The 18,222-nt window shown below is 64.3% G+C and carries 21 protein-coding genes; 14 read left to right on the top strand and 7 right to left on the bottom strand.

All coding sequences use genetic code 11. The features are described from left to right. Window positions 1-14: 14 nt before the first annotated feature. Complete coding sequence (locus I6F28_RS14940) at window positions 15-1,316, top strand: RsmB/NOP family class I SAM-dependent RNA methyltransferase (protein WP_225140213.1); 1,302 nt, start codon at window positions 15-17, stop codon at window positions 1,314-1,316. Window positions 1,317-1,521: 205 nt separating this feature from the next. On the opposite strand, the gene I6F28_RS14945 is transcribed toward I6F28_RS14940, so the two are convergent. Then, window positions 1,522-1,731 carry a cold-shock protein gene (locus I6F28_RS14945; RefSeq protein WP_008141931.1) on the bottom strand — a complete coding sequence of 70 codons (210 nt, stop codon included), beginning with the start codon at window positions 1,729-1,731 and terminating at the stop codon, window positions 1,522-1,524. A 263-nt stretch (window positions 1,732-1,994) separates the two neighbouring features. Beyond that, complete coding sequence (locus I6F28_RS14950; protein WP_225140214.1) at window positions 1,995-2,327, bottom strand: DHCW motif cupin fold protein; 333 nt, start codon at window positions 2,325-2,327, stop codon at window positions 1,995-1,997. Between the two features lie 253 nt (window positions 2,328-2,580). On the opposite strand from I6F28_RS14950, the gene guaA reads away from it, so the two are divergent. The 6 genes from guaA to I6F28_RS14980 all read left to right on the top strand — a co-directional run bounded on the left by guaA (window position 2,581) and on the right by I6F28_RS14980 (window position 9,134). Next, entirely contained in the window at window positions 2,581-4,179 is a 1,599-nt protein-coding gene (guaA, locus tag I6F28_RS14955; protein ID WP_225140215.1) for a glutamine-hydrolyzing GMP synthase, read from the top strand. A 205-nt stretch (window positions 4,180-4,384) separates the two neighbouring features. Beyond that, window positions 4,385-4,822 (top strand): DUF6841 family protein, encoded by a 438-nt coding sequence (locus I6F28_RS14960; RefSeq protein WP_225140216.1) that lies wholly within the window; start codon window positions 4,385-4,387, stop codon window positions 4,820-4,822. A gap of 297 nt (window positions 4,823-5,119) precedes the next feature. Then, window positions 5,120-6,565: a cytochrome ubiquinol oxidase subunit I gene (locus I6F28_RS14965; RefSeq protein WP_225112227.1), complete on the top strand. Its 1,446-nt coding sequence runs from the start codon at window positions 5,120-5,122 to the stop codon at window positions 6,563-6,565. Then, on the top strand, window positions 6,562-7,572 hold the full coding sequence (cydB, locus tag I6F28_RS14970; RefSeq protein WP_225140217.1) for a cytochrome d ubiquinol oxidase subunit II: 1,011 nt from the start codon (window positions 6,562-6,564) through the stop codon (window positions 7,570-7,572). Before I6F28_RS14965 ends, cydB begins: the two co-directional genes overlap by 4 nt. After that, the gene (locus tag I6F28_RS14975) at window positions 7,572-7,691 is read left to right on the top strand and encodes a DUF2474 family protein (protein WP_225140218.1); all 120 of its coding nucleotides are present in this window, start codon (window positions 7,572-7,574) and stop codon (window positions 7,689-7,691) included. The genes cydB and I6F28_RS14975 overlap by 1 nt, the downstream gene beginning before the upstream one ends. Window positions 7,692-7,877: 186 nt before the next feature. Next, a complete protein-coding gene (locus I6F28_RS14980) occupies window positions 7,878-9,134 on the top strand; it encodes a serine hydrolase domain-containing protein (protein ID WP_225140219.1) in 1,257 nt (418 codons plus the stop codon). Between the two features lie 160 nt (window positions 9,135-9,294). On the opposite strand, the gene I6F28_RS14985 is transcribed toward I6F28_RS14980, so the two are convergent. Beyond that, entirely contained in the window at window positions 9,295-9,645 is a 351-nt protein-coding gene (locus I6F28_RS14985) for a EutQ-related cupin domain-containing protein (RefSeq protein ID WP_036022587.1), read from the bottom strand. Window positions 9,646-9,818: 173 nt separating this feature from the next. Here I6F28_RS14985 and I6F28_RS14990 point away from each other — a divergent pair, with 173 nt between their 5' ends. Both I6F28_RS14990 and I6F28_RS14995 read left to right on the top strand, forming a co-directional pair. Beyond that, window positions 9,819-10,481 carry an SRPBCC family protein gene (locus I6F28_RS14990; protein ID WP_036000961.1) on the top strand — a complete coding sequence of 221 codons (663 nt, stop codon included), beginning with the start codon at window positions 9,819-9,821 and terminating at the stop codon, window positions 10,479-10,481. Next, window positions 10,481-10,843 carry an ArsR/SmtB family transcription factor gene (locus tag I6F28_RS14995; protein WP_057028929.1) on the top strand — a complete coding sequence of 121 codons (363 nt, stop codon included), beginning with the start codon at window positions 10,481-10,483 and terminating at the stop codon, window positions 10,841-10,843. The genes I6F28_RS14990 and I6F28_RS14995 overlap by 1 nt, the downstream gene beginning before the upstream one ends. Window positions 10,844-11,006: 163 nt before the next feature. On the opposite strand, the gene I6F28_RS15000 is transcribed toward I6F28_RS14995, so the two are convergent. Further along, the gene (locus I6F28_RS15000) at window positions 11,007-11,507 is read right to left on the bottom strand and encodes a peptide deformylase (RefSeq protein ID WP_225140220.1); all 501 of its coding nucleotides are present in this window, start codon (window positions 11,505-11,507) and stop codon (window positions 11,007-11,009) included. A gap of 80 nt (window positions 11,508-11,587) precedes the next feature. Here I6F28_RS15000 and I6F28_RS15005 point away from each other — a divergent pair, with 80 nt between their 5' ends. Next, window positions 11,588-12,172 carry a TetR/AcrR family transcriptional regulator gene (locus tag I6F28_RS15005; RefSeq protein WP_225140221.1) on the top strand — a complete coding sequence of 195 codons (585 nt, stop codon included), beginning with the start codon at window positions 11,588-11,590 and terminating at the stop codon, window positions 12,170-12,172. Window positions 12,173-12,248: 76 nt separating this feature from the next. Continuing rightward, complete coding sequence (locus I6F28_RS15010; protein ID WP_225140222.1) at window positions 12,249-12,824, top strand: DUF308 domain-containing protein; 576 nt, start codon at window positions 12,249-12,251, stop codon at window positions 12,822-12,824. Between the two features lie 13 nt (window positions 12,825-12,837). On the opposite strand, the gene I6F28_RS15015 is transcribed toward I6F28_RS15010, so the two are convergent. Next, the gene (locus tag I6F28_RS15015; RefSeq protein ID WP_225140223.1) at window positions 12,838-13,293 is read right to left on the bottom strand and encodes a cupin domain-containing protein; all 456 of its coding nucleotides are present in this window, start codon (window positions 13,291-13,293) and stop codon (window positions 12,838-12,840) included. Between I6F28_RS15015 and I6F28_RS15020 the strand changes: the two genes are divergently transcribed. After that, window positions 13,292-13,567 (top strand): hypothetical protein, encoded by a 276-nt coding sequence (locus I6F28_RS15020; RefSeq protein ID WP_225140224.1) that lies wholly within the window; start codon window positions 13,292-13,294, stop codon window positions 13,565-13,567. The two genes, I6F28_RS15015 and I6F28_RS15020, sit on opposite strands and share 2 nt — an antisense overlap. Before the next feature lie 68 nt (window positions 13,568-13,635). Continuing rightward, window positions 13,636-14,856, top strand: coding sequence for an MFS transporter (locus I6F28_RS15025; RefSeq protein ID WP_225140225.1), 1,221 nt, complete (start codon window positions 13,636-13,638; stop codon window positions 14,854-14,856). 21 nt (window positions 14,857-14,877) lie between these two features. On the opposite strand, the gene I6F28_RS15030 is transcribed toward I6F28_RS15025, so the two are convergent. After that, complete coding sequence (locus I6F28_RS15030; RefSeq protein ID WP_109144036.1) at window positions 14,878-15,264, bottom strand: ester cyclase; 387 nt, start codon at window positions 15,262-15,264, stop codon at window positions 14,878-14,880. Window positions 15,265-15,319: 55 nt separating this feature from the next. Beyond that, on the bottom strand, window positions 15,320-16,192 hold the full coding sequence (locus I6F28_RS15035) for a bifunctional helix-turn-helix transcriptional regulator/GNAT family N-acetyltransferase (protein WP_225140226.1): 873 nt from the start codon (window positions 16,190-16,192) through the stop codon (window positions 15,320-15,322). 162 nt (window positions 16,193-16,354) lie between these two features. Here I6F28_RS15035 and I6F28_RS15040 point away from each other — a divergent pair, with 162 nt between their 5' ends. Next, the gene (locus tag I6F28_RS15040; protein ID WP_225140227.1) at window positions 16,355-18,010 is read left to right on the top strand and encodes an acetolactate synthase large subunit; all 1,656 of its coding nucleotides are present in this window, start codon (window positions 16,355-16,357) and stop codon (window positions 18,008-18,010) included. The last annotated feature ends 212 nt before the right edge of the window (window positions 18,011-18,222 follow it).

Consider the following 18,222-nt stretch of genomic DNA (forward strand, 5'->3'; position numbering starts at 1 on the left):
TTGAAAGAACGCGAATGACCCCTGCTGCCCGGCTGTCCGCAGCCATCGAACTGATCGACACCATCGAGAGGGACCGCGTGCCCGCGGCGAAGGCGCTGAAGGAGTGGGGCACCGCGCACCGCTTCGCCGGTTCCGGCGACCGCGCGGCCATCGCCGGCCTCGTCTGGGATGTGCTGCGCCGCTACGCCTCGAGCGCCTGGCTGATGGATTCCGATACCGCGCGGGCCCGGCTGATCGGCATGCTCCGCCTCGAGCGCAACATGGACACGGCGACTATGGGCGCCTTGTTCGACGGCAGCCGCTTTGCGCCGGCGCCGCTGACCGAGGCCGAGCAGGCTGCGCTCGCCTCGCGCTCCCTCCAGGACGCACCTGCCGCCGTCGCCGGCGACTACCCGGAATGGCTCGACCCGCACCTTGCCAAGGTGTTCGGCGAGGACCGCGCCGCGGAGGCGGCCGCCATGGCGAGCCGGGCGCCGCTGGACCTGCGCGTCAACACGCTAAAATCCAACCGCGACAAGGCGCTGAAGGCGCTTTCTCATCTTCATGCAAAACCGACGCCCTGGTCCGCAACCGGCCTGCGCATCGAGCTTTCGGCCGATGCGCGCAATCCCGGCATCCAGGCGGAAGAGGATTTCATCAAGGGCGCGATTGAAGTGCAGGATGAGGGATCGCAGCTTGCGGCCCAGTTCACCGCGGCAAAACCCGGCGAGCAGGTGATCGATCTCTGCGCCGGCGCCGGCGGCAAGACGCTGGCGCTGGCCGCCCTGATGCAGGGCAAGGGTCGGCTGATCGCAACCGACCGTGACAAGCGCCAGCTCGCGCCGATCCATGAGCGGCTGTCGCGCGCCGGCGTCCACAACGCCGAAATCCGCACGCCCAAGGGCGAGGCCGATTCGCTTGCCGACATCCGCAGCACCGCCGACCTCGTCGTGATCGACGCGCCCTGCACCGGAACCGGCACCTGGCGCCGCAACCCCGATGCCAAATGGCGCATGCGCCCCGGCGCGCTGGAGATCCGTCTGCGCGACCAGGCCGAGGTGCTGGAGCGCGCGGTTCCGCTGGTCAAGCCGGGCGGCCGCATCGCCTACATCACCTGCTCGGTGCTGGCGGAGGAGAACGGCGAGCAGGTGAGGGCGTTCGTCGGCCGACATGGCGAGTTCTCGGTCGTCCCGCCCGAGCAGACTGCAAGCGTGCTCTGGGACAAGGCGGAAGCCTTTGGCGAGGCTGCGCTGCAGTCAGCCGAGGGCTGGCTGATGACGCCGCGCCGGACCGGGACGGATGGGTTTTTCGTGTCGGTGCTGAAAAAGACCGGCTGATCGACGTTGTCATTCCGGGGCGCGCGTAGCGCGAGCCCGGAATCCATCGTGCGGCGGTCTCCGCGGGTCCATGGATTCCGGGTTCGCCCTGCGGGCGCCCCGAAATGACATCAAAAACAAAAGCCCCGCAGACCGATCCCGGTCGCGGGGCTTTCGAGTTCCAACGTTCTGCCGGTATGTCCGCGGTCAGAACGGTGCGAGGGCGTTAGCCGACGCGGAGATTGTCAGCCGACGACTTGCCGCTGCGGCGGTCGGCGACGATGTCGAACGAGACCTTCTGACCCTCGTTGAGGGAGGAGAGGCCAGCGCGCTCGACGGCGCTGATGTGAACGAACACGTCCTTCTGGCCGTCATCCGGCTGGATGAAACCATAACCCTTTTGGGTGTTGAACCACTTCACGGTGCCCATAGCCATGGGAATTTCCTTGTTAAGTTAGAGAGGTACGCACGCAGACCGGTACGCAGCATTGCGCCCATAGTCCCTGATGAGTCGATGTTTGGAGAATTCATCTGAAGCGTGCGCGCCCGTCAGCAACGAAGCGAAGCGGCCCAGTCGTTCGGCCAAGTATCGATGATCACAATATAGCGAGAATTTGGGGCCACTTCAAGGCACCACCCGCGACCCGAAACGTCGCGCGACTTTGCTATTTTGCGGTGCAAATTAACCGTCGGCGCGCTTCAGTCGACGATGAAGAGCGTCGCCCCCGTCGTCGTCGAGGACCGGTGCGCGGCGTCGCCTAAGTCCGATACCTGGTAGCTCATCCCCGCCGTGAGCTTGAATTTGCGCCCGTCGCGCAACTCAGAGTCGAGCTCGCCCTTCAGCACATAGAGCACGTGGCCGCGATCGCACCAGTGATCGGCGAGATAGCCCGGCGAGTACTCCACCATCCGCACGCGGAGTTCGCCGATGTTGAGCGTGCGCCATGTGGCCTCGCCGCTCTCGCCCGGATGCGTGGTCGGCTCAACCTTGCTCCAGTCGGTGACGGTGAAGGGGGAGGTGGGGAGTTTCATGGGGGCGATCCTGTCTCGGAGCCGGCGCCGCTTTTGTTAGCGCACGCTGTTGCCTCCGTCATTGCGGGCGCGAGTCGTCGCCCCGATGTGGCCGCTTTTTCTTGGAGCGCTCGTTAGCGTTGCGACGACGTTTGCGTTGACCAAATTAGGTAAATATTACTTACCTAAGCGCCTCGTGTCCATGCCCAAAGAAGCATGTGGGCGCTCCACCACCGCGGTTGCGGCCCGCGCGCCGCCAGCGTATTGGCTGGCCATGACAGCAGCACAGAACGACCGCTCCGCGTCGACGCCCTCGGTGGCCTCGGCGCACGACAAGATTCTCATCGTCGACTTCGGCAGCCAGGTGACGCAGCTGATCGCGCGTCGCGTGCGCGAGGACGGCGTCTATTGCGAGATCGTCCCGTTCAACAAGGCGGAAGCCGCCTTCGAGGAGATGAAGCCGAAAGCGGTGATCCTCTCCGGCGGCCCCGAGTCGGTGCATGAAGCCGGCTCACCCCGCGCCCCGCAACTCATCTTCGATTCCGGCGTGCCGGTGATGGGCATCTGCTACGGCCAGATGACCATGGCGGCCCAGTTAGGGGGCGAGGTCGAGGGCGGCCATCACCGCGAATTCGGCCGCGCCGATGTCGAGGTGAAGGCCGAGAGCCAGCTGTTCGCAGACGTCTGGTCGTCAGGCAGCAAGAACCAGGTCTGGATGAGCCATGGCGACCGCATCACCAGGATGCCGCCGGGCTTCTCCGTCGCCGGCACCTCGCCGAATGCGCCCTTCGCAATCATCCAGGACGAGAAGCGCAAATATTACGGCCTGATGTTCCACCCCGAAGTGGTGCACACGCCCGACGGCGCAAAGCTCATCCGCAACTTCGTGCGCAAGATCGCCGGCCTCACCGGCGACTGGACCATGCGCGCCTTCCGCGAGGAGGAGATCGCAAAAATCCGTGCACAGGTCGGCAAGGGCAGGGTGATCTGCGGCCTCTCCGGAGGCGTCGATTCGGCCGTGGCGGCCGTCCTGATCCACGAGGCCATCGGCGACCAGCTGACGTGTGTGTTCGTCGATCACGGCTTGATGCGCCTCAACGAGGCCGAGCAGGTCGTCGACCTCTTCCGCCACCACTACAACATCCCGCTCGTCCACGTGGACGCTTCCAAGCAATTCCTCGGCGAGCTCGAGGGCGTCACCGACCCCGAAGCCAAGCGCAAGACCATCGGCCGCCTCTTCATCGAGGTGTTCGAGGCTGAGGCCAAGAAGATCGGCGGCGCCGATTTCCTGGCGCAAGGCACGCTCTATCCTGATGTGATCGAGAGCGTCTCCTTCACCGGCGGACCTTCCGTCACCATCAAGTCGCACCACAATGTCGGCGGCCTTCCTGAGCGCATGAACATGAAGCTCGTCGAGCCCCTGCGCGAGCTGTTCAAGGACGAGGTGCGCAAGCTCGGCCGTGAGCTCGGCTTGCCCGAAATCTTCGTCGGCCGCCATCCGTTCCCGGGCCCGGGCCTTGCCATCCGCTGCCCCGGCGACATCACCAGGGACAAGCTCGACATCCTGCGCAAAGCCGACGCCGTCTACATCGACCAGATCCGCAAGCACGGCCTCTACGACGAAATCTGGCAGGCGTTCGCCGTGCTGCTTCCCGTGAAGACCGTCGGCGTCATGGGCGACGGCCGCACTTACGATTACGTCGTTGGCCTGCGCGCCGTGACCTCGACCGACGGAATGACCGCGGACTTCTACCAGTTCGACATGAAGTTCTTAGGGGAGACCGCGACGCGGATCATCAACGAGGTGAAGGGCGTGAACCGCGTGGTATATGATGTGACCAGCAAGCCGCCGGGGACGATCGAGTGGGAGTGATCTGGTTGGTTGGCACGGCCCGGAACCAGAAAGGTGAAACCCTGGAACGCCCGCAGAGATGCGGGCTTCTTCGTTTTCAAGCTGGTGCTTGCGAGCGCCGGCAAGACTCGCGTCGCTGTCCATCTTTGCCAAGATCGATAGGTAGCGGACCATCAGCTTGCGGCGGATCTGGCAACACTTTCTCGAGGTCGAAGGAGGAGCTGCGATGACCATCTCGACAAGCGAAGTGGAACAGTTCTTTGAACGATATGCCCAAGCCTTCAGAGATGGCTTGGACGGTACTCTTGATGAGGAGTTTTTCCGTTCGCTTTTTTCCACCCAATATATCGCTGCAGGACCAAAGGGTGTCATGGCAGGGGACAACGATCACAGTTTTGTCGAGCGGATTTCAAAAGGATACGAGCGCTACCGTCAGATCGGAAACAAGGCGGTCACCGTCTCCGAGATCGAGATGCATTCGATCGATGAAACACATTGCCTTGTCCACGTGGGCTGGAGCAGCGAATTCGAGAAAGATGGCAGGCGTATCGACGTGCCTTTTACCAATGCCTATCTGCTTGAGCAGAATGATGGGCTGCTGAAGGTTTTCGGCTGGATTACGGGTGATGAAGTTCAACTGCTCAAGGACAATGGCCTCTTGTGAGGCTTGCCCAACGGCAGCGCGTCAGCAACTTGCATTGATCAAATAAGCTCTGCGCCGGCTCTTCGAAGCCGGCAGAACGGCCTCTGCGCGTCGAACTCAACCGCAACTCGTCCGTTGCAGGCCGTGCGCGGGGTAGGACATTCCGGCATATTGAGATGGTAATGTGCCGAGGATAGCCTTCAAGGACAGTGCCCGCAGAATGCTTAAAACCCTCGACATCGGATGTTCGAGGCAGTTGGAACAAGCGTAGGTTGAAAGCGTTAGCTGCGGGCCGCACTTGATGTCGGGGGCGGAGCTATGTCCGACTTATTACCCAGCGCGTTGGATCTTGCGCGCTTCCAGTTTGCCTTCACGGTGGTCTGGCACTTCCTGTTTCCGGCCTTCACGATCGGGCTGGCGAGCTATCTTGCGGTGCTCGAAGGGCTGTGGCTGTGGACGGGCCGGGGCGCCTATCTAGATACCTACCGCTATTGGCTTAAGATTTTCGCTGTCGCTTTCGCCATGGGCGTGGTGTCGGGCTTGGTCATGTCATACCAGTTCGGCACGAACTGGTCGGTGTTTGCCGACAAGACATCCCCGGTGCTCGGGCCGCTCCTCGGCTACGAGGTGCTGACGGCATTCTTTCTCGAGGCCGGCTTCCTTGGAGTCATGCTCTTCGGCCTGGGACGCGTTGGCCCGCGCCTGCATTTCGTCGCGACCTGTTTCGTCGCGGGCGGCACCTTGCTCTCGGCCTTCTGGATTCTAGCCGCAAATTCCTGGATGCAGACGCCGGCAGGACACGCGATGGGAGCGGACGGCCAATTCATCCCCGAGAGCTGGCTCGCGATCATCTTCAATCCGTCGTTCCCTTATCGCTTCGCCCACACGGTGACGGCGGCTTACCTGACGACCGCGATGATCGTGGGAGCCGTGGGCGCCTGGCACCTGCTGCGGAACAGGATGAACGAACGCGCTCGCATCATGTTCTCAATGGCGATGTGGATGGCCGCGATCGTGGCCCCGCTACAGCTTCTGATCGGCGATCTGCATGGGGTGAATTCGTATCACCACCAGCCCACCAAGGTCGCCGCCATGGAGGGTCACTTCGAGACCGAGCGCCGCGCGCCTTCCATCCTGTTCGGAATGCCGGACGCCGAAGCCGGGGTGACGCGCGGCCAAATTGCCATTCCTGGCTTTGCGAGCCTCTATCTCACGCATAGCCTTGATGGAGAGGTCAAGGGGCTCAAGGCTTTCCCGAAAGACACCTGGCCGACCAACATTCCGCTCGTCTTCTGGGCGTTCCGCATCATGGTCGGCTTGGGGATTCTGATGATCGTGCTCGGCATGGCCTCGCTCGTTCTGCGTTGGCGAGACGCCCTGTACGACACGCCATGGCTGCATCGCTTTGCCGTGGCCATGGGGCCGTCGGGGCTGATTGCTGTGACAGCTGGATGGACAGTGACGGAAGCGGGACGCCAGCCATTCACGGTTTATGGACTGCTGAGGACCGCCGATAGCGTGGCGCCGATCGCAGCGCCGGCCGTGGCCGCGTCTCTGGCGGCATTCGTTGTCGTGTACTTTGTCGTGTTCGGCGCGGGGATTGCTTATCTGTTTCACCTCTTCCGCCAGACCCCTGAAGCCGGCGAGCACGGACCGCCACAAGGCCAGCCGGTCCGCACGGCCGGCATCACGCCGGCGCCAGCCTTGATAGCAGGGTCAGACACGCACAGAGCAGAGCCGCGACAAGCGGGGATCCGGCCATGAGCATCGACCTCACATTGATTTGGGCGCTGCTGATCGCCACGGCCGTGCTGCTCTACGTTGTGATGGACGGCTTCGACCTCGGCGTCGGCATCCTGTTTCCGGCCGAGGTGGCGAGGCCCGATCGCGATGTCATGGTCAACTCGGTGGCACCGGTCTGGGACGGCAACGAAACCTGGCTCGTCCTCGGTGGCGGCGGATTGTTCGCCGTGTTTCCACTGGCCTACGCGACGATTTTTCCTGCGCTGTACATGCCGCTCATTCTGATGCTGCTGGCGCTGGTGTTCCGCGGAGTAGCCTTCGAAATGCGGTTTCGAGCGCGGACGTCGGCTGGTGAAATATGGTGGGACCGCGCCTTCTCGTGGGGCAGCTTTGCGGCCGCATTGCTCCAGGGCGTTTGCCTTGGTGCCATCGTGCAGGGCATCCGCGTGGAGGGGCGTGCTTACGCCGGCGGGTGGTGGGACTGGCTGACACCTTTCTCGGTTTTGACCGGTGTTGCCCTTGTCGTCGGCTACGGCCTGCTCGGCGCGTGCTGGCTGATATGGAAGACCGACGGCGCGCTTCAGGCACGCTGCCGCAACTACGCACGCGTTCTCGGGTTTGCGACACTCGGCTTCATCGCCCTCATATCACTGATGATGGTCATCCAAAGCCCTGCGTTCCGGGAGCGATGGCTGACGCTGCCGAACATGCTTTACGCAGCGCCTGTGCCAGTTCTCTTGGCCCTGCTGGCATGGCGCTTTCACCGCGCGCTCGCGAAGGGCGAGGATGGGATGCCGTTCCTGTGCGCGCTCGGCTTTTTCCTGCTTTCTTATGCCGGGCTGGGCATTAGCATGTGGCCGATGATCGTGCCGCCCTCGATTACGATCTGGCAGGCAGCCACGCATCCCAGCAGCCAGTTGTTCCTGCTCGTCGGCGCGGCGGTGCTGGTACCGGTGATCCTTGTCTATACCGGCTACGTCTATTGGATCTTCCGCGGCAAGGTGCGGCACGGCGAGGGGTATCACTGATGCTGCGCGCATCGCGGACCTGGAAGCAGCTGCTATGGTTCGTGACGCTGTGGGCTGCAGGTGTCACCACGCTCTTCGTGATCGCATTGCCGATCCGGTGGTTGCTCAAGGCGGGATGAGGAATCCGGAGCGGGCAGGATCGGCAGGCTGCCACTCCTCTCGGCATAGTGCGGCGCTGCGAGCCCCTCGCGTGCCATGCTTGGCCACGTCATCCCGACTGTGCGTAGCTCCCCGGCACAAACGTCGGATGCCCGACCTCTGCTCCCGTGATACGACATCCGCATCGTCTCCAAGGAGCCCGCTTAATGTCCGTCGCGACTGCCGCCAGCCAGCAGCCTGCTGCCGCTGAAACCGACCCCGAAACCCTCGGCTATATGCGCGGCTTCCCGCCATCCCCCGACCGCCTCATTACCTTCCAGGACGGCTCCTTCCGCAGCTTCCCCGAGCTGCGCTGGGCCTGGAGCAACATCCGCCAGCTCGTGCCGACCGTGAACGTCTGGCGCGGGGCAGGGCCGGCGTCGGTGTTGCCGCGGGCGGAGCAGGACATCGGCCGGGTTGCCTCGGTCACGATGGACGGCCGACCCATGACGTTCGAAAAGATGCTGGAGGAGACCTACACTGACGGCATCGCCGTGCTGCACCGGGGCAGGCTGATCTATGAGCGCTATTTCGGCGCGTTGAAGCCGCACAAGCCGCATATCGCGATGTCGGTGACGAAGTCGTTCACCGGCGTGCTCGCGGGGATTCTGGTCGCTGAGGGCAAGGTCGATCCGCAGGCGCCCGTCGTCGACTATGTTCCGGAGCTGAAGCCAAGCGCGTTCGGCGATGCGCGTGTGCACGAGGTCATGGATATGACCACGGGGCTCGCCTACACCGAGGTCTACACCGACAAGAACTCGGACGTGTGGGGCCTCAGGCGCGCCAACGGCATGGCGCCGATCCCTCCGGGCTATGACGGCCCCACCACCATCTTCGATTTCCTCATCGCGCAGAAGAAGCAGGGCGAGCACGGCAAGGCCTTTGCCTACAAGACCGTCAACACCGACGTGCTCGCGTGGATCATCAGGCGCGCCAGCGGCCTGACGCTGTCCGACCTCCTGTCCGAGCGGATCTGGCAGCCGATGGGCGCTGAGGAGGACGCGCATTATCACGTCGACCGCATAGGCACCGAGAGCGGCGGCGGCGGTCTCTCCACGACATTGCGCGATCTCGCTCGCTTTGGCGAGACCATGCGCAACCACGGCCGCTTCAACGGCCGCCAGATCGTGCCGTCGCAGGTGGTCGAAGACATCGCGCGCGGCGGCGATCCCGAAAAATTCAAGCCGGCCGGCTACACCACGCTGCCGGGCGCCTCCTACCGCAATCAATGGTGGGTGACGCACAACGCGCACGGCGCCTACATGGCGCGCGGCGTCTACGGCCAGGGCATCTACATCGATCCCAAGGCCGAAATGGTGATCGCACGCTACGCCTCGCATCCCATGGCAGGCAACGCCGCCAACGATCCCGTGACGCTGCCGGCCTACATGGCGCTAGCCAAAGCGCTAGTGGTCGGTGCGTAGGGTGGATTAGCCTGCGGCTGCGCGAAGCGCAGTCCGCCGGCGTAATCCACCATCTCTCGCCGCGCCGTGTCGGCAATGGCGGATTACGCCTTCGGCTAATCCGCCCTACGAGCTGGCGAAGGCGCTGATGCCCGGCGGGTAGTGCGTCGCAGCTCGTGCCTCACTCATGCGCCTCCTGCCAATGCGGATAAGTGACATAGGCGGTGACGGCGCCTTGCTCGTGCGAGCGGATCGTGACCGTCTCGCCCTTCGGCATATGGACGATCTCGCCGGGCCCCGCGGTCACGGTGCTGCCGTCGCTCGTGACCGACAGCTTCCCTTCGAGGACGATCATGACATCGTCGACCTTCATCGTCTCCTTGAGATTTTGGTTCGGCGCGTAGCGGCCGAAGCCGATCGTGATAGGTCCGCCGTGGCGCTGGTCGACCAAGTTGGCGACGAAGATATCGCCGTCCTGTCCCGGTGAGCGCTCGAGCGAGGCGTCGGCGATGGCGAATTTGCGAACTTTCATGAGGTCATTCCGTCTTGTGGGGCTGGGGGAGGGCACGGATAGACGCCGTGGCCGTTGTTTGGTTCCGCCTCGCGGGCGGTTTGACACAGCGGAACGTCGCGCAATATAAGTATTGACTTATATTAGTCGCGATCGATATTTGTTCGGCGGATGAACCACAGGGAGAACCGAAAATGCAGATCGACGTCGCCAGGGTCTTGGGGCTTGTGACGCGCTCGGTGAGGAGCTTGGAGAGAGACGGCAAGCCGGCTAGCGCGGTGACGCTAACGCGGCTCTACGACACCAGCGTCGACGATCTCTGGGACGCCGTGACCAGCAGGGAGCGGATCCCGCGCTGGTTTGCGCCGGTCGAGGGCGACCTCCGGCTCGGCGGACGCTACCAGGTCAAGGGCAATGCCGGCGGCACCATCACGTCCTGCACGCCGCCCACCCATTTCGCCGCGACCTGGGAATTCGGCGGCGCCACGAGCTGGATCGACGTCAGCCTGAAAGCCGAGCGGAGCCAGGCGCGCCTGACGCTTGAGCACACCGCGATCATCGAGGATCATTGGAATCAGTTCGGTCCGGGTGCGGTCGGTATCGGTTGGGACCTCGCGCTTGCGGGACTTGAGCGATATCTTGCGACCGGGGCATCGGTCGATCATGAAACGGCGGAGGCGTGGATGGTCTCGCCCGAGGGCAAGGACTTCATGACGACGAGCGGCGAATATTGGCGTGCGGCGCATGTCGCAAGCGGGGTCGATCCTGACGAGGCGAAGCAGCGCTCGGACCGCACCATCGCATTCTATCGCGGCGAGATGCCGCCCGACATCGTTCATCCCGGCACCGGAAGCTGATGCACGCCTTCGAGGTCCTCGCCGATCCCGTGCGCCGCCGCATCCTCGAGCTGCTCGGCCTCAAGGAGATGGCGTCCGGCGAGGTCGTCGAAGTCATCGGGGCCGAGTTCGGCATCACCCAGGCGGCCGTCTCGCAGCACCTCAAGGTGCTGCGCGAGAGCGGCTTTGCGAGCGTCCGGGCGGAGGCGCAAAGGCGCCTCTATTCGGTCGACGCCGCCGGGCTGCAAGCGGTCGATGCCTGGGTCGGCCAGTTCAGGATTTTCTGGGAGCCGAAGCTGGACGCGCTCGCCACCGAGATCGCGCGCGGCAAGCGCGAGCGTCGCAAGGCGCCGATCATCAAGCGGACAGGGAAGAGGGCGTAATCGGGCTCCGTAGCCTGGATGGAGCGCAGCGTAATCCGGGGTGTCCCACACAGGCAGTAGCGTAGGGTGGATTAGCAGGCCGCCGCGAAGCGCAGCGGGCGGCGTAATCCACCATCTCTCTCATTTTGTCGTACTCAGGTGGATTACGCTGCGCTAATCCACCCTACGAATTCCGCGACATCTTCTCGAACTTCTTCACCAGCCGCTCCCGCTTCAGCCGCGACAGCCGCTGAATCCAGAACATGCCGTCGAGCTGGTCGATCTCGTGCTGATGGCAGACAGCTCGCAGGGCTTCGGACTCCTCGGTGTGCATGTTGCCGTCGAGATCCCGATAGCTGATCCGCACCCGCGCGTGTCGCTGCACCTCGTCGTTGATCCCCGGCATCGAGACGCTGCCTTCGCGGTGCATGATCATCTCCGGCGAGACCCATGTGATCTCCGGATTGACGTAGGTCTGCGGGCCGTCCTTCGCGTCGAGCTCCAGCACCACGACGCGCAAGGGCACGCCGATATGCGGCGCGGTGATGCCGATGCCGGGCGCGGCGCGCATTGTGTCGAGCAGATCCTGCGCGAGCTCGCGCAAGGAATCGTCGAACGCGGTGACGGCGCGGGCCGGCAGCGCAAGCCGGCGGTCGGGATAGCGCACGATCGGGCGGATGGTCATGCAGGGCTCCTACCACTCACTCACGGATCATTGAAGCATCCTCGCTTGACCGCCTACCTACTGGAAGGTAGCTAAGCGCCATGAGCACCGCTTCCTCGACCGCCGACGACATTCTTGGCTGCGCCCGTACGCTGATCATCGCGGGCGGCTACAACGGCTTCAGTTACGCCGACATCGCCGATGTCGTCGGCATCCGCAAGCCGAGCATCCACCACCACTTTGCCAGCAAGATCGATCTGGTCCGCACCCTGGTGTCGCGCTATCGCGAGGAGGCCCAGGCAGGGCTGTCGGCGCTCGAGCGCAATGTCGCCGACCCCGCCGAGCAGCTCAAAAGCTACATCGCCTATTGGGAGGCGTGCATCAAGGATGCGACGGCTCCCTTCTGCGTCTGCGCGCTCCTTGCCAGTGAGCTTCCGATTCTGCCCGAGGAAGTGGCGCTCGAAGTCCGCGCGCATTTCCGCTCCGTGTCGTCGTGGCTGGCTTCGGTGATGGAGCGCGGCAAGCGGCAAGGCCGGCTCCATCTCTCCGGCACCGCGCGGGCCGAGGCGGAGGGATTCATGGCAACCGTTCACGGCGCGATGCTGTCGGCGCGGGCCTATGGCGATCCAAAAATCTTCGGGACAATCACCCGGCCGCTGCTGGAGCGGCTTTCCACCAGGCACTGACGAGATCGGCACAGGCCGGGCAGGGCGGTGCTCGGCGTCGTATGTAAACTACCAACTAGTAGGTAAGGAGCAGAAAATGAGAACCAGCGAGATGGCTTTGGGCGCCGACCAGGCGCAATGGCTGAAGCAGTACTACTTCATGCGTGCCGCGTTTTCCGTCGCTTGGGTCATTGCGGCCCTCGCGATCGCGCCGTCATCGGCAGTGATCGCAGCGACGTTGCTCGTTGCCTATCCGGCCTGGGACGCTGCCGCCAATTATCTCGACGCGCTCTGGAGCGGTGGCTTGAACCAGAACCGCACGCAGGGCCTGAACGTGCTGGTCAGCCTCGCCACCACCATTGCGGTCATCCTGGCCTTGCAGGTCAGCATGAACTGGGTGCTCGGAATCTTCGGAGCCTGGGCGATCCTGTCCGGACTGCTCCAGGTCGGCACGGCCGTGCGGCGCTGGAAGCGTCTCGGCGCGCAATGGGCCATGGTGCTCAGCGGTGGCCAGTCGGCCCTGGCGGGCGGCTTCTTCATCTTCCAGGCCGCGACGCCTGCGGTGCCGTCGATTGCGAATGTCGCGGGCTATGCCGCGGTCGGCGCGATCTACTTCCTGGTCTCGGCGGTCTGGCTCACGGTCGGCGACTGGCGCCGTAGTGCGGGCCTGTGAGCCGCAATGTCACTTACAGATAGGGCGTGCCGTCCTTGTGCAGGAAGCGGCCGTCCGCTGCCGGGCTCATCATGTCGATGTCGGAGCAGGTGATGAGGTCGGCTGGCGAGCGTGAGCCGATCTCGAGATAAACCGCCGTCACGCTCGACCTGTTGATCATGTGATGGCCGTTGCCGCTGGCCTTGGGGAAGGCGGCGCAATCGCCGGCGTGCAGCACGGTTTCGCCGCCATCCTCGATCAGCGTCACTTCGCCTTCGAGAATGTAGACGAACTCGTCCTCGTGCGAATGCCAGTGCCGCTGGCTCGACCAGGTGCCCGGCGGCAGGCGCATCAGGTTGACGCCGAAATCCGACAAGCCTCCGGCATCGCCGAGCCGCTTGCGAATGCGCTCGGCGCAAGGCGCATTGAAAGGCGCCGGATAGCCGGAGCCCTTGCGGGCCGGCACGGTGGCGACGTCGATCTTTGGCATGTGGGACTCCCTGCAATCCACCAACAGACCGGCGGCGCGAAGCATCATCACGATGAACATCGCGGACCAGATCAATATGTGTGGGATGCTGTCATTCTGCGGCTGTTTTGCCCGACGTGTCAAACCGATCTGTGATGATGTCGCGCGAGGACAGGGAGCCGCTGAGCTGTCGTTCCTGGTAGGTAAGTCATTGATCCCGCTGGCGCCGGCTACTGTGCATGGGGTTGTTTTGCGAGTTTTGCTGGCCGCTCACGAAAGCGTGCGGCAAAAATGACGTCGGCCTGTCGGCGGGCGCAGTTCCCATTCGTCTTTCACGCGAGACAGACCTGACGGGAGACTGAAATGACTTCGTCCAACTATCGCTGGGTGATCGTCGCCGCCGGCGGCGTGCTTGGCTGCGTCGCGATCGGCGGCATGTTTTCGCTGCCGGTGTTCCTGCAGCCGATCACCAAGGACACCGGCTGGTCGGTGACCGGCATCTCCAGCGCGATGACGATCGGCTTTCTGGCCATGGCCTTCACCAGCATGGCTTGGGGCACGCTGTCCGACCGGTTCGGGCCGCTGCCGGTGGTGGTGACGGGATCGGTCGTGCAGACGCTCAGCCTGTTTGCGGCGAGCCACGCCACCTCGCTTCTCGTGTTCCAGATCGTGTTCGGCCTGCTGGTCGGCGCCGCTTGCGCTGCGATCTTCGCGCCGATGATGGCGACCGTCACGGGCTGGTTCGACACCAATCGCGGCCTCGCCGTGTCGCTGGTCTCCGCCGGCATGGGCATGGCGCCGATGACGATGTCGCCGCTGGCGGCCTGGCTCGTCTCCGGCCACGACTGGCGCACCTCGATGCAGATCATCGCGCTCGTGGTCGGCGCCATCATGATCCCGGTCTCGTTCCTGGTGCGCCGTCCGCCGGCGCTCGCGCAAGGTCCGGCCGCGCCCGCCGGCGAAACCGCCGGACAAAACGAGATGTCGATGGGCGAGGCGTTGCGCTCGCCGCAATTCCTGATCCTGCTCGCCACCAACTTCTTCTGCTGCGCGACGCATTCCGGCCCGATCATCCACACCGTCAGCTATGCCGTGAGTTGCGGCATCCCGCTGGTCGCAGCGGTGACGATCTACAGCATCGAGGGATTTGCCGGCCTCGGCGGGCGCATCGCCTTCGGGCTGATGGGCGACCGCTTCGGCGCCAAGCGCGTGCTGGTCTCGGGCCTGCTGCTGCAGGCCTTCGGCGCGCTCGCCTATGTCTTCGCGCAACAGCTGACGACGTTCTATGCGGTCGGCGCGATCTTCGGCTTCATCTATGCCGGCACCATGCCGCTCTATGCCGTTCTGATCCGCGAGAACTTCCCGCTCAAGATGATGGGCACGGTGATCGGCGGCACGGCGATGGCAGGCAGCCTCGGCATGGCGACCGGCCCGCTCGCCGGCGGCCTGATCTACGATGCCTTCTCCAGCTATGCCTGGCTCTACATCGCCTCCTGGGCGATGGGCTTAGGGGCCTTCCTGATGGCCATGACGTTCCGCCCCTTCGCAAAGCCGCAAGGCGAGGTGGCGCCCGCGGCGGCGTGAATTCGAGATCGAGGCGTGGCGTCAGAGCTGCGCCTCGATCGCGGCCTTGTCGATCACCGACCAGACCTGCCGGATCTTGCCGTCGAGAAATTCGTAGAAGACGTTTTCGCAGAAGGACACGCGCCGCCCGTTGACCGCAAGACCAACGAATGTCCCGACCGGTGTGCAGTCAAACTTCAATCGGGCGGCGATGCGGGGAGGATCGGAGATCAGCATCTCGATATGGAACTGCAGATCGGGGATCTCCCGAACATCCCGTTCCAGCATCGCGCGATAGCCCGCAAGCCCAAGGGGCCGCGCGTTGTGGGTGGCCTCCTCATGCACGAATTGTCCGAGTGCCGGCCAATCCCGCCGATTCAGGCAAGCGATGTAGGCGCGGTAGATGTCGGCGAGGTCGTCTCTCATCATTATCGAAGCTCCCACGGCCTCGACCAACGCGCGAGGACCGCGAACCGGTCCAGCGTCAGAGGCGCTTTTCGAAGAAGAGGTCCGGATAGGGATCGTCGTTGAACCGCGGGATCTCGCGCCAGCCCGTGCTGCGATAGAGCTGACCGGCTTCGGGCAGTGCGCTGTTGGTGTCGAGCCGCAGCAGTGCGATGCCGAGCTCGCGCGCGGCGCTCTCGGCCGCATCCATCAGGCGGCGGCCGAGCCGCAGCCCGCGCGCGGCGGGCGCGACCCACAGCCGCTTGATCTCGGCGTAGCCGTGATCGGTGCCCTTCAAGCCGACGCAGCCGATCGGCAGCGTGTCCGACATCGCAACGAGGAATGTGCCGCGCGGCCGGCGCATGTCCTTGGCGTCGGGGTCGCGTGACAGCGAGACGTCAAAGCCCTGGCTGAAGCGGCGGCCGAGCTCGGCATAGTACTCGCCGAGGCAGTAGCGCGCTTGCTCGCAGCGCGGATCCGTCTCCTCCAGCGCGACGCGCTCGCGCGTCAGCGCGGAGGCGATCAGGTCCATCGCCGCCAGCAACGCCTCGCGTTGCGAATGTTGCGCGAGGAGGCCTTCGGCCTGCGCGTTGGACAGCGCCTCGTAGGCTGCGAACTCGCGCCGGCCCGCCCGTGTGAGCGTTGCCATGCGCCGCCGCGCATCGTCCTCGCGTGCGGCGGTCTCGATCAGCCCTTCGTCCTCGAGGCTGCGGAGCAGCCGGCTCATCAGCCCGGAATCGAGACCGAGATAGTCGCGGATCTCCGCCACGTCCGATCGCCCGTGCCCGATCGCATTGAGCACGCGCGCGGCACCCAGCGGCCGGCCGCGCCCGAGAAACGACGTATCGAGTGCTCCGACCGCAGAGGTGACGGCGCGGTTGAAGCGGCGAACGCGGGAGACGGGATTGAGCATGATATCTGACTTTAGTCAGATATCGCGGCTTGTCAATCGTGCGAGAGCTGATCGAGTTGCAGTTGCGCGCCTCTTTGTGAGTTGTTCCCGTGTCGGGAGCCGTTACCATGCGGCCGCTCGGGGAGTCTGAATTCACAACGAGCGGAGGCGGCATTGGGCGGGATGGAACGCAAAGCGAAGGGATCGGACCTGTTTGTCGCGGCGTTGGAGAATGAGGGTGTTGACCGCATCTTCGGCATCCCCGGCGAAGAGAATCTCGATCTGGTCGAATCGCTGCGTGCTTCGAGGATCGAGCTGATCCTGACCCGCCACGAGCAGGCCGCGGCCTTCATGGCCGCAACGCACGGGCGGCTGACCGGCAAGCCCGGCGTTTGTCTGTCGACGCTCGGCCCGGGTGCTCTCAATCTGTCGACGGGCGCCGCCTATGCGCATCTCGGTGCCATGCCGATGATCCTGATCACCGGCCAGAAGCCGATCATGAGCAGCCGGCAGGCCCGCTTCCAGATCGTGGACGTCGTGGCGACCATGAAGCCGCTGACCAAGCTGTCGCGGCAGATCGTCAGCGCCTCCAGCATCCCGACCGTGGTGCGCGACGCCTTTCGCGTCGCGATGGAGGAGCGGCCCGGGCCGGTGCATCTCGAACTGCCCGAGGACGTTGCCGGGGACGAGGTGCCTGCGGTCCCCGTGATCCCGGTCCATCCGATAGAAATCCCGGTCGCCCATCGCGCCGCGCTCGACCGCGCCGCCGAGATGATCATGGCCGCCAAGCGCCCGCTGGTGATGATGGGCGCGGCGACCAGCCGGCCGCGGTCGACACACGGCATCGCAAGCTTCGTGCGGCGGACAGGCATGCCGTTCTTCACGACGCAGATGGGCAAGGGGACCGTGCCCGGCGGCACCAATCTCTACATGGGCACTGCCGCCTTGTCCGAGCGCGACTATGTGCATGATGCCATTGACGCTGCCGACCTGATCGTTGCGATCGGTCACGACCCGATCGAGAAACCGCCCTTCATCATGGGGCCGTCAGGGCCAAAGGTCATTCACGTCAGCTACACGCCGGCGAGCGTCGAGCAGGTCTATTTCCCCGATGCCGAGGTCGTAGGGGACGTCGGCCCGAGCCTGGAGCTGCTGGCGGATCGACTCGAAGGCAAGCTGCCGCAGGCCGCGGCGCTGCTGCCGCTGCGCGAAGAGATACTGAAGCACATCGCCGACCGCGCCATCGAAGCGCGCTGGCCGCCGACGCCGCAGCGCATCGTGCACGACATCCGCCAGGTGATTCCGGAGAACGGCATCGTCGCCCTCGACAACGGCATGTACAAGATCTGGTTTGCGCGCAACTATCGCACCCGCGTCGCCAACACGCTGCTGCTCGACAATGCGCTGGCGACCATGGGCGCCGGCCTGCCGTCGGCGATGATGGCCGCGATGCTCTATCCCGACCGCCGCGTGCTTGCGGTTGCCGGCGACGGCGGCTTCATGATGAACAGCCAGGAGATAGAGACGGCGGTCCGCCTCAAGCTCAACCTGGTCGTGCTGGTGCTGGAGGACAAGGCCTACGGCATGATCCGCTGGAAGCAGGCCGTCGACCGCTTTGCCGATTACGGCATGACGTTTGGCAATCCGGATTTTGCACTATACGCCAAGGCTTATGGCGCCAAGGGTCATCGCATCGAAAGCATCGACAGCTTCGGCACGACGCTCGATGCCGCCTTCAGGGAGGGCGGCGTGCATCTGGTCGTGGTCCCGATCGATTATTCGGAGAACGTGCGGGTGCTGGTCGACGAGTTGCGGGCGCACGAGAAGGCGAAGGCGTGAATTTTGTGCGACGCTCTCACCGTTCGTCATTGCGAGGAGCCCTTGCGACGAAGCAATCCAGACTGTCACCGCGGAAAGATTCTGGATTGCTTCGCTGCGCTCGCAATGACGGAGCCTGTGGCGCACGTCTCGGTTCAACATGACAACCACACTTGTGTTGGGCGTGCCGATCGTCGAAACTCTCCACTACCCAACCAGCCACAGGAATAAAG

The sequence above is a fragment of the Bradyrhizobium sp. NBAIM14 genome (assembly GCF_020193895.1).
GTDB lineage: Bacteria > Pseudomonadota > Alphaproteobacteria > Rhizobiales > Xanthobacteraceae > Bradyrhizobium > Bradyrhizobium yuanmingense.